Here is an 8,977-nt window from a genome sequence, read left to right as displayed (position 1 = left end):
AGGAACACGTGGGTCGAGTCGCCGGACAGCGTGGTGGCGTCGGGCGCGATCCAGTTCTTCAGCGGCCGCTGCTGCTGCACACCGCCGAGCGGGGCACCGGGGTAGTTCTGCCACACCGTGGCGGCCGGCGCGTTGTCGTTGAGCAGCAGGTCCTGCCGGTAGAGGACCCGGCCGGTGGCCGCGTCGACCACATGCAGGTAGCCGGCCTTGGTGGAGAGGATCTGCCAGGCCGGGCGAGCGCCGCCCCTGGTGGCGAAGGCGACCAGCTTGGTCGGGTCGCCGGCTCGGGCGGTGGCCGGTGACCCGGCGTCCTTGGCGGCGGTGTCCCGGGCCTGGGCGGCGGTCAGGCGGGCGGCGCCCAGCGAGGCCGGCAGCGACGCGGCCGGGGAGCCGGTGACCTGGATCAGCTCGCCGTTCTTGGTGACGTCGGCCTTGACGCCGTTGCCGAACACCGGCACGTTGCCCACGACCTGCTCGTAGCTCAGGTGGTGGGTGCCGTCGACGTCGACGTAGTCCTTGCGGAGCCGCAGGGCGGCGGTGTCGCCGAAGACGCCGGGATTGGCGGCGAGGTAGCCGGCGACGATCTCCTTGGCCGGCTTGCTGCTGGCGGTGGTCAGGAACCCGTCGAGGCGGGCGACGCGCCGGGCCGTCCCGGTGACCGGGTCGATGTCGACCAGGCCCTGCGTGCCGAGGCCCTCGTGCAGCTTGGTGACGGCGCTCGGTTGACGCTTGGTGCGGAGCGTGGTGGTCGCCTGTTCACCCAGGACTCGGGCGTCGAAGTTCGCCCGGCGGTCGCCGGGATGGTGGCCCTGGTCGGCGGCCGGAGCGGAGGGGCCGGGGTTCGGGGCGGCCGCTGCCTGGGCTGGAACGGCACCGAGGCTCAGGACAGCCGCCGCGGCGATCCCGATGGGTCTGCGTACTCGTACGGAACTCATCGATCGACTCCTTCAGGCCCGCTCATGCGGCCTCTGAGATGGAAGGACTCGTTCCGCCGCACCCCGAGGATGGGGCCACCGTGTCGGCAACGCGGAACGCACCAGACCGTAGGCAATTTGACGTTGTTCAGGTTCGACGCGGCTCGCTGAACAACAAACGCCGGACAGAGAAGACGACGGATGAAGGCTTTGTCGCCCCGAGGAACGCCCGGGCGCCGTCCCGCGCTGGTCGCCGCCGGCTACCTCGAGGGCACCTACAGCGAGATCTACCCGCAGGTGTCCCTGGACGAAGCCGGCATCCTGCGCCTGTTCCGGCAGTTCTCCGCGCCCGAAGGCATCCCCAGCCACGGCTCCCGGGCCACGCGGTCGGCCAGGTCGGCGGGGTAGGGCTCAGCGGCCCCGGAGCACGTCCTCGCGCGGCGGCAGCCAGGGCGCGCGTACCCGAGGGCACTGATCCTGACCCGGGCCGACCTCGACCTCGAAGATGCTGGGACCGGTCTCGCCGTCGAAGCGGAGGTCGGCGACCGTCCAGCCGTCCCCTCGGGGCGCGGCGTACGGGGCCCGGGCGAACTGCATCAGCGTACGGACGGCGCAGTACTCCCCGGACAGCGTGCGGAATGTGTCGGCGGCGATCGACAGCTCGCCGACCCACGCGATCGCGGCCGTGCTCGGCTGGGCCACCGGCACCAGCGGCGCGTCCGTCTCGCCACCGCCCGGGTACAGCCGGGAGCATCGCTCGGCGGTGATCAGGCCGGGTGCCAGCGAGTGGTACGCCTTGCGGATCACGTACTGGTCGCCGCTGATCTGCACGGCCAGCACCTGACGGCAGGCCGGGTCGGCAGGCAGCGGCGTGAGGACCGTGTCGAGGGTGCGGGCCGCCGGGAAACGGTCCGCCAGCACCTCCTCGACCTGGTTCTTCGCGGTTCGGCCGGCGCCGACCAGGACGGCGGTGACGGCGAGCCAGGCGGTCAGGCCGCTCGCGATCGCGACGCGGGGCGACGTGAAGCGGCCGACCGCGATCATCCCGGCGGTCAGCAGGGTGAGCACGGCCGCGAAGACGACGGGTACGAAGCCGCTGAACCAGGCGAGCCCGACCCCGGCCGTCAGCACGACCCCGACCAGCACCCGCGGGATCCGGCCCGGCAGCACGAAGAGCAGGACGGCCGCGCAGGCCCAGAGCAGCGGTTCGACGATGTACACGGAGTCGCCGTAGTACCAGTGGTCGTCGACCGGCCAGAGGGGGTGCACGCCGAACGAGTTGGTGAGGTCGAGCCCGATGTGCACCAGTGGCCCGAGCACCGCCAGGCCGGCCAGCATCCCGAGATCGGCGGGCCGCGGCCGGATTTTCCGGTAGCGCCACCACAGCCGCACGACCAGGAACATCAGCAGCGACAGCCCGAGCGCGCCGATGAGCGTGTGGGTGTGCCCGCGGTGGTGCAGCAGATAGTCCAGCGGGGTGTTGAGCACCCCGGTGTAGATCACGTCGGCATCCGGCAGGTTGCCCCCGACCGCCATGACCCCGATCGCGATCCCCCGGCGCTGCCGGTCGCTGAGAACCGCCGACGGGGGCAGGAACCGATGCGCCGCCTCGCCGATGACCACGCCGATCAGCGTGTGCGTCACATTGTCCACGATGAAGATCGTATCGGCGCCGGCCCGGCGCGCGGTGTGCCGCTGGGCGGATCGGGCAAGAGTTCGGGAGGTTTTTCCAACGCCTGCCCCGGTGACCACCGGGTCTCCGGCGAGCCGGGGTCGGCCCGTCCGAGCCGGCTCGGTGAGTTCGGCCGGGTGAGCAGAGGTCCGATCACCCTCACACTGTCCTGATCGCCTCGAAGAGGGGCATGCGGAACGTCGCGTAGGTGAATTTGCCGGTGATGCGGCCTTCGGCGTCGAAGTGGAAGACGTCGAGGCCGTGCCACTGGAAGCGACCCCCGTAGCGAGCCCGGGCGAACCATCGCAGCGCCGGCATCGCCCGGTGCCCGTTCTCGCCGGTGAAGTCGAGCCGGCACGCCCACCGGATCGTCGCCCGCCGGCGGTCCTCGTCGATCACCGTGTCGTAGACGTCGAAGTACATGCCCCCGTACCGCCCGGCGAACTGGGGGGCGAACTCCGCCCGGATCTCGGCCTTGCCGTGCCGCTCGGGTTTCTTGCCGGGCAGGTAGACCGCGTCCTCGGCGAAGAACGACAGGACATGATCGAGGTCGGGTTCCGGCTGATTGAAGGCGTCCACGAACGCGGTGATGGTGCTGGCGAGGTCGGTGCGGTCGGCGATCAACAGTGCTCCCTTCGCGGTGCTCGTCGCCCGAGAAGCTAACAGAACACTGTGCTGTTATCTACGTCGGTTAGATTCCCGATGTGGTGGAACAGTTCCGGCGGGCGCGGCTCCCCGGCCAGAAGGAGCAGCGGCGCGAGGCGATTCTCGGCGCCGCCCGGCGGCTGGCCGAGCAGGCCGGTGTCGCCCGGGTCAGCCTGGGTGACATCGCCCGGGAGGTCGGCCTGGCCAAGTCGAATGTGCTGGGCTACTTCGGGACCCGCGAGGAGATCTACCTCACCCTGACCATGCGGGAGGGAACGCAGTGGGCGCAGGCCGTCACCGCCGCCCTGCGGGAGGCGAGCGGCCCTGATGCCGCGGCCGTCGCCCTCGCGGACGGGTTCGTCGACCGCCCCCTCTACTGCGATCTCACCACCCACGCGGACACGATGTTCGAGCACAACGTGACCGTGGACGTCCTGGGGGTCTACAAGCGCTGGGCGATCAGCACATACTTCGAGGTCGGCCGGCTGATCGCCGCGGCCTGCCCGCCGATGACCGTCGCGAACGGCGCCGCGATGGTGATGGCCTCGGCCGCGTTCGCTGCCAAGCTGTTCCCGCTGACCCGACCCCCCGAGGCGCTGCGTGAGCTCTACCGGCGCGAGCCGGACATCGCCCGCGCCTTCCCGCCGATGCGGCCCACCCTCACCCGCATGCTGGCCGCGACGGCCACCGGTCTGATCGCCCCGGCGACCGGTTGACCGAGGACGACGCTGATCACCGGCCGGGCACGGGTGGGGTACGTGGTCCCGGGTATGGCGGATGAGGCATACGAAGGACGCGCCTGTGGTGGGCCTACGTGGGATTGGCTCGCATGACTGGCCGTGCCCGGTCCCATTTTGCGGCTCAGTCAGGTCCACTCACCGGTTGCCGCTGTCCGGCGAAGATCGGCGTGACGACGTCAACGATGCGTTGCACCCGTTCCCGTTCGAAGTCACCGATCGTGGCGTTCGCACCGTTGCCGAGAAGGCGGTTGTCCTTCATCGCCGTGACCGCGTGGGCGGCCCGGGCGGCGCTGTACGGATAGGCGCCGTATTCGTCGGTGAGCCGTACGAGAAGGTCGTTGGTGGGCTGGGGATCGGCGACGTAGCCGACGGTCGCCATCTGGAGGATCGGCACCAACTTCTCCAGACAAGACGCCAGCTCCGTCCTACGATCCTGCCGGACGCGCCGGCACCTTCTACGTACTGACAGTGCTGCGTCCCGCGCGGCAACAAGCCATAGTCCTGATGGCCAACGCGGGCGACGACAACGCCCTCATGCACGGTCCTGTGCTGGAGGCCCTGACCGAGTACCTAGCCCGAACGCCCCGACACGGATAGACCACGGCGAGGCCGTACATCAAGCGTGGCCACAGACGACAACACCAACCGACTCAAGACGGCCCTGGCCCAACGGCGAACTCATCTGCCGCGATCCGGTCAGCGCTACGCAGGGTCACGGCAAGCCTGGCGCTGTCCGCACACGGACATGCCGATGACAGGGCGTTCCCGAATCTCGGGATACGTCCATCACGCGTTTCATAGCCCATGAGGCGAAACGCGGTGACAAGTAGCCGACGAACCGTTGCGAGGCCGTGGCCGAAAGAGTGGCTGGCATTGAGGTTTGGCATGGTCGTGGCTTGTCCTTCGTTTACGCCGCATCGGCGGCAAGCCTCGCTGGGCGGTGAATTGTGTCTGCGATCGGGGTTCTGGCGTCGGCGTCGCTCGTGTCGATGGGTTATCCAGGGCCTCGGATTTACTTGACGCGTTTTGTTTCGTAGGCCCACATGGCGAGTTCGACCCGGTTTCGGGCACCCAGCTTGGTCATGAGGCTGGCGAGATGGAACTTGACCGTACTCATGCTGATGTGGAGTTCCTCGGCGATCTCGGCGTTCGTCCGGCCTCGCGCGACCGTGCGCAGCACGTCTTCCTCGCGTTGGGTGAGGGCGTCGATGGGTTGGGACGGCGGTGTGGCGGGGGCGTTCGTGGAGAACGTGGCGAGCAGTCGGCGGGTGACCCCTGGGTCGATGAGCGCGTCGCCTTGCACCGCGGCGTGGATGGCCCGGATCAGCTGGTCGGGTTCGGTGCCTTTGAGGAGAAAGCCGCGGGCGCCTGCCTTGAGGGCTCCGTGAATGTATTCGTCGGTGTCGAACGTGGTGATCACGACGACGGCGATCGGCTCGGTGACGTGCGGTCCGGCGAGCAGGCGCGTGGCTTCGATACCGTCGAGGTGCGGCATGCGGATGTCGAACAGACAGACGTCGGGCCGCAGTTGCCGGGCGAGGGCGACGGCCTCACGTCCGTCGGGGGCCTGTCCGACCACTTCGATGTCAGGCTGGCCGTTGAGGATCGTTGACAGCCCTGCACGGACGATGCCCTGGTCGTCGGCGATGAGTACGCGAATGGTCATGGCGCGGCACCGTGGCGTGGGAGAACGGCCCGGACGGTCCAGCCGCGATCCGGGTTCGGTCCGGCTATGAGCGTCCCGCCGAAGAGTGTGACCCGCTCGGTCATGCCGATAAGCCCGTATCCGGAATGGTTCGGGGCGGGCGAGGTACGGGCGCCGTCGTCGCTGACGGCAAGCTGTACGTCGGTTGCGGTTCCGCTCACGTTGACCTGGACCCGGGTTGCGTGTTGTGCATGCCGTTGGGCGTTGGTGACCGACTCCTGCGCGACCCGGTAGAGGGCGGCCTCCAGCGCCGGTGGGAGGTTCGTCAGTTCGCCGTGCAGTGCAACGTCGATGCGAAGGGCGTCGGTGCTGTTGGCGGCGAGCCGTTCGATGTCGGCGATGCGACGCCGGGGGCCGTGGCCGGCCGTGTGTTGCGGTCGCGTAGTGCGCTGACCATCGTGCGCATCTCGGCCAGGGTTCGGGCCGCTTCGCGGTCAATGGTCTCGAGCGCCTCGGTCGCCCCGCTGAGCGACGACGACCGCGCGAGGAACAGCCCGGCCTGCGCCTGGATCGCTATCGCGGAGACGTGGTGGGCGACGGTGTCGTGCAGCTCTCGTGCCAGTTGTTCTCGCTCTTGAAGCTTGGCCTGTTCGACCAGTTGCTGGCGGGCGGTGCCTCGGTAGCGGATCGATGCCCCCAGCGCCGCCGTGAACAGCAACAGGGCGGTCGCGGCGATCGTCTCACCGAGCCCGAGGGAGTTTCGGCCGACAACGACGGCGACGGCGACGGCGACGGCGACGGCGACGGCGACGATGAGAGCCCCGATGACGGCATCGCGGCCGGCACGCCATCGGAACAGCGAGTAGGTCAGCACCAGCACGACCCACCCACTGCGCAACTCCACGGGCTTGGCATGCGCGATGAACGTGGCCACGTCGAGCACCGCGAACCCTCCGAACGCGAACGCCACCGCTGTCACGGGGTGGGTTCGCCGGTGGAGCGTCGCGACCGCCAGTCCGCATCCGAAGGCGATTGCGACGGGTCGCCACAGCAGATCAGTGCGAAGGACCGCTTCGACCGCGACCACGACCACGACGATCGTGGCGAGCGCCCAGTCGCGCCTGCCCGCCATCGCAGCGTTCCGCATTCCCGTCACGGTAGTGGTCGTGCGTTGGCGGACGCACCGGCCACCGGGACGGTCTGCGACCTGGCCCATCGGACAGGTCAGAAACCGGCCGGTGGACCCGGGTGCCCGCGGTCGGTCACGTCGAGAGTGGAGATCGCTGGAGGCTATCGGCTCACAAAAGGAGACCATCGGTGGACAGGAAAAGGGCAACAGAGCTGCAAGATTCGAAGCCGGACGTCAAGGTCGTACTCAGTGGCCTGTGGATATCCACGATGTTCGTGTTCGTGTACGTCGATGTCTTGGCCTCCTTCCGGGCCGACAACATCACCTCGGTGCTCGAGGGCAGAATCTCCGGTACGGACATCGAGATCAACCAGAGATTCCTCGTCCTCGTCACGATTTTCGCGATAGCCCCGAGTCTGATGGTCAGCGTTTCGCTCCTCGCCCGAGCAAGGATCAACAGAATCGTCAACATCGTTGTCAGCCTGGCCTACGTGGCATCCGCAGGCGCAACGATCGTCGGTGAAAAATGGATCTACTACGTCGTCGGAATGGTCGTGGAGATGATGCTCTGGCTCGCGATCGCACGAGTCGCCTGGACCTGGCCAAGACACCCGGCCCGATGAGCGCCCGCGTCCAGACCTGACCAGCATGATCATTCAACTCAGCCGCACTGTCATGCCGCGACCCGCGCGCTACCCAGCGTGACGGTGAGGTGAGCGGCATGACGCACGGACATGCCGACGTTAGCGTGTCACCGCCGACCCTGGCGAGTACTTGTCGCGCCGCGCAGGCCCCTTAGTCGGCAGCCTCCGAAGGCATCACATGTCAGCCGAGATCTAACTGATTGCAAATCCTCCGTCGCAGGCGTGCCGCCGGATCTCGGCCGACGGGAACCGCAGGAACTCATCGTCCACGGTCGTCATTCGATTCATTGGCAGGCTGGGGAAAGCGGTCGGCTGATCGGCTGATCGGAAAAACGGATCGCTCCGGTCGCCACCCTCATCGCCGACACGGGCGGCGAGCTCGTCGACTGACCGACCATCCACCTGTTCACCGTCGCTCGGCGCCCCAGAACGGAAAGCCCGGACCTATGTCACAAGACCTAGAAGCCGCACGTCAGGCTCCTCGGGACGCTCTGACGGAGGGCGATTCGGAGGCCGTGGCGTGGACCGGCATCCGCGCCGGTGACCTGCTCGTCCAAGCCGGTGAGATCGAGGAAGGACGCTCGGCCTACGAAGCAGTCCTCGAACATGGATCAGAGGCGCTTCGCCCACTCGCGATGACCGCGCTCGGATCTCTGCATCGGGCCCGACAGGATTGGCCTGCGGCCCGGGCGGCGTACAAAGCCGCAATCGAATCCGGAGACCCCGACGCGGCGCCGATGGCGGCGTTGAATTTGGGTGGCCTGGAGGCCTTCTACGGCAATTGAGCGACGCAAAAGCGGCATATCAGATGGTGATCGATTCCCACCATCCGAAGCTCGCGCCCTACGCGGCCAAGGCCCTCGCCGATTTACTGTCGGCGGAAGACGACGACAAAGCCCTTCCCCTTTACCGGCTGGCGCTCGACAGCGGCAACCCACGCGTGGCGCCGGAGGCCGGCCTCGGCCTTGGCCGCATCATGCGCGGTCGCGGCGACTCTGCCGCCGTGGAGGCGGCTTACGAGGCTGTCATCGAGGCGGGCCGGCTCCCGGCGTCCGCAACGGCTCTGATCGAGCTCGGCCTGCTAAGGCTGGCGGCCGCCGACCCAGTACAGGCCAAAGACTATTTCGAAAAGGCCTCGGCGCAGCACGCCGGCAATCCGAGCGGGCGTGCCGAATCGGCGCTGCGGCGCATGGCTCGGCTCAAGATTGATCCGGTGCCCGCCGGATCTGATCCGATGTCCCGCCTGGAGAATGCATTGACGAGAGGCTCGGCCGTCGTGCTGACTGGCGCGGGAATCAGCATGGATCCCCCGGCGGGGTTGCCGGACTGGAGTGCGGCGGCTACTTCGAATCCTTTCGGGTACTCGAGGACGGAGCGCCGAACCTGAACCACCGGTGGTCAGCCGCAGCCGCCAAGGCCGGAGCAGTGACGTACATCCTGACCTTCAACTTCGACCTCTTCCTCGAGCGGGCGCTGGATGAGGTCAAGGTCCCGTACCGAACATATCGGACAGATACGGCCGCGCGAGTCGAGCAACCGGGCGGAGCAGGCGGCGCTCGAGCCGGCTCCCGGGCCCCAGGACGGCGAG

General features: G+C 68.3%; 10 protein-coding genes and 2 pseudogenes. 5 read left to right on the top strand and 7 right to left on the bottom strand.

Annotation, left to right across the window (positions count from 1 at the left end; genetic code table 11):
* Window positions 1-935, bottom strand: a pseudogene (locus tag AB0M54_RS21465) (hypothetical protein); the annotation flags it as partial.
* 219 nt (window positions 936-1,154) lie between these two features.
* Here AB0M54_RS21465 and AB0M54_RS21460 point away from each other — a divergent pair.
* Window positions 1,155-1,289 (top strand): annotated as a pseudogene (locus AB0M54_RS21460) (hypothetical protein); the annotation flags it as partial.
* Between the two features lie 36 nt (window positions 1,290-1,325).
* Here AB0M54_RS21460 and AB0M54_RS21455 read toward each other — a convergent pair.
* Together AB0M54_RS21455 and AB0M54_RS21450 are read right to left on the bottom strand one after the other, a co-directional pair.
* A complete protein-coding gene (locus AB0M54_RS21455; RefSeq protein ID WP_364473265.1) occupies window positions 1,326-2,567 on the bottom strand; it encodes a metal-dependent hydrolase in 1,242 nt (413 codons plus the stop codon).
* 178 nt (window positions 2,568-2,745) lie between these two features.
* The gene (locus AB0M54_RS21450) at window positions 2,746-3,210 is read right to left on the bottom strand and encodes a nuclear transport factor 2 family protein (RefSeq protein ID WP_364473263.1); all 465 of its coding nucleotides are present in this window, start codon (window positions 3,208-3,210) and stop codon (window positions 2,746-2,748) included.
* Between the two features lie 80 nt (window positions 3,211-3,290).
* Here AB0M54_RS21450 and AB0M54_RS21445 point away from each other — a divergent pair, with 80 nt between their 5' ends.
* Complete coding sequence (locus AB0M54_RS21445) at window positions 3,291-3,947, top strand: TetR family transcriptional regulator (protein WP_364473261.1); 657 nt, start codon at window positions 3,291-3,293, stop codon at window positions 3,945-3,947.
* Window positions 3,948-4,092: 145 nt separating this feature from the next.
* On the opposite strand, the gene AB0M54_RS21440 is transcribed toward AB0M54_RS21445, so the two are convergent.
* The 4 genes from AB0M54_RS21440 to AB0M54_RS21425 all read right to left on the bottom strand — a co-directional run bounded on the left by AB0M54_RS21440 (window position 4,093) and on the right by AB0M54_RS21425 (window position 6,763).
* Entirely contained in the window at window positions 4,093-4,365 is a 273-nt protein-coding gene (locus tag AB0M54_RS21440) for a hypothetical protein (protein WP_364473259.1), read from the bottom strand.
* Between the two features lie 618 nt (window positions 4,366-4,983).
* Window positions 4,984-5,637 (bottom strand): response regulator transcription factor, encoded by a 654-nt coding sequence (locus tag AB0M54_RS21435; RefSeq protein WP_364473257.1) that lies wholly within the window; start codon window positions 5,635-5,637, stop codon window positions 4,984-4,986.
* The gene (locus AB0M54_RS21430) at window positions 5,634-5,924 is read right to left on the bottom strand and encodes an ATP-binding protein (RefSeq protein ID WP_364473280.1); all 291 of its coding nucleotides are present in this window, start codon (window positions 5,922-5,924) and stop codon (window positions 5,634-5,636) included. Before AB0M54_RS21430 ends, AB0M54_RS21435 begins: the two co-directional genes overlap by 4 nt.
* 17 nt (window positions 5,925-5,941) lie before the next feature.
* Window positions 5,942-6,763: a histidine kinase dimerization/phosphoacceptor domain-containing protein gene (locus AB0M54_RS21425; RefSeq protein WP_364473255.1), complete on the bottom strand. Its 822-nt coding sequence runs from the start codon at window positions 6,761-6,763 to the stop codon at window positions 5,942-5,944.
* A 170-nt stretch (window positions 6,764-6,933) separates the two neighbouring features.
* Between AB0M54_RS21425 and AB0M54_RS21420 the strand changes: the two genes are divergently transcribed.
* The 3 genes from AB0M54_RS21420 (at window position 6,934) to AB0M54_RS21410 (ending at window position 8,776) form a co-directional block, all read left to right on the top strand.
* Window positions 6,934-7,368, top strand: coding sequence for a DUF6326 family protein (locus AB0M54_RS21420; protein ID WP_364325596.1), 435 nt, complete (start codon window positions 6,934-6,936; stop codon window positions 7,366-7,368).
* A 536-nt stretch (window positions 7,369-7,904) separates the two neighbouring features.
* Complete coding sequence (locus AB0M54_RS21415; RefSeq protein ID WP_364325598.1) at window positions 7,905-8,174, top strand: tetratricopeptide repeat protein; 270 nt, start codon at window positions 7,905-7,907, stop codon at window positions 8,172-8,174.
* The gene (locus tag AB0M54_RS21410; protein ID WP_364473253.1) at window positions 8,171-8,776 is read left to right on the top strand and encodes a hypothetical protein; all 606 of its coding nucleotides are present in this window, start codon (window positions 8,171-8,173) and stop codon (window positions 8,774-8,776) included. Before AB0M54_RS21415 ends, AB0M54_RS21410 begins: the two co-directional genes overlap by 4 nt.
* Window positions 8,777-8,977 lie beyond the last annotated feature (201 nt).

The sequence above is a fragment of the Actinoplanes sp. NPDC051470 genome, from assembly GCF_040682035.1.
Lineage (GTDB): Bacteria > Actinomycetota > Actinomycetes > Mycobacteriales > Micromonosporaceae > Actinoplanes.
This window is presented reverse-complemented; position numbering and strand designations above follow the sequence as displayed.

Bases quoted from the DNA above. Each gene is read 5' to 3' on its own strand.
- AB0M54_RS21425 (WP_364473255.1), bottom strand. From the start codon at position 6,763: ATGCGGAACGCTGCGATGGCGGGCAGGCGCGACTGGGCGCTCGCCACG.
- AB0M54_RS21435 (WP_364473257.1), bottom strand. From the start codon at position 5,637: ATGACCATTCGCGTACTCATCGCCGACGACCAGGGCATCGTCCGTGCA.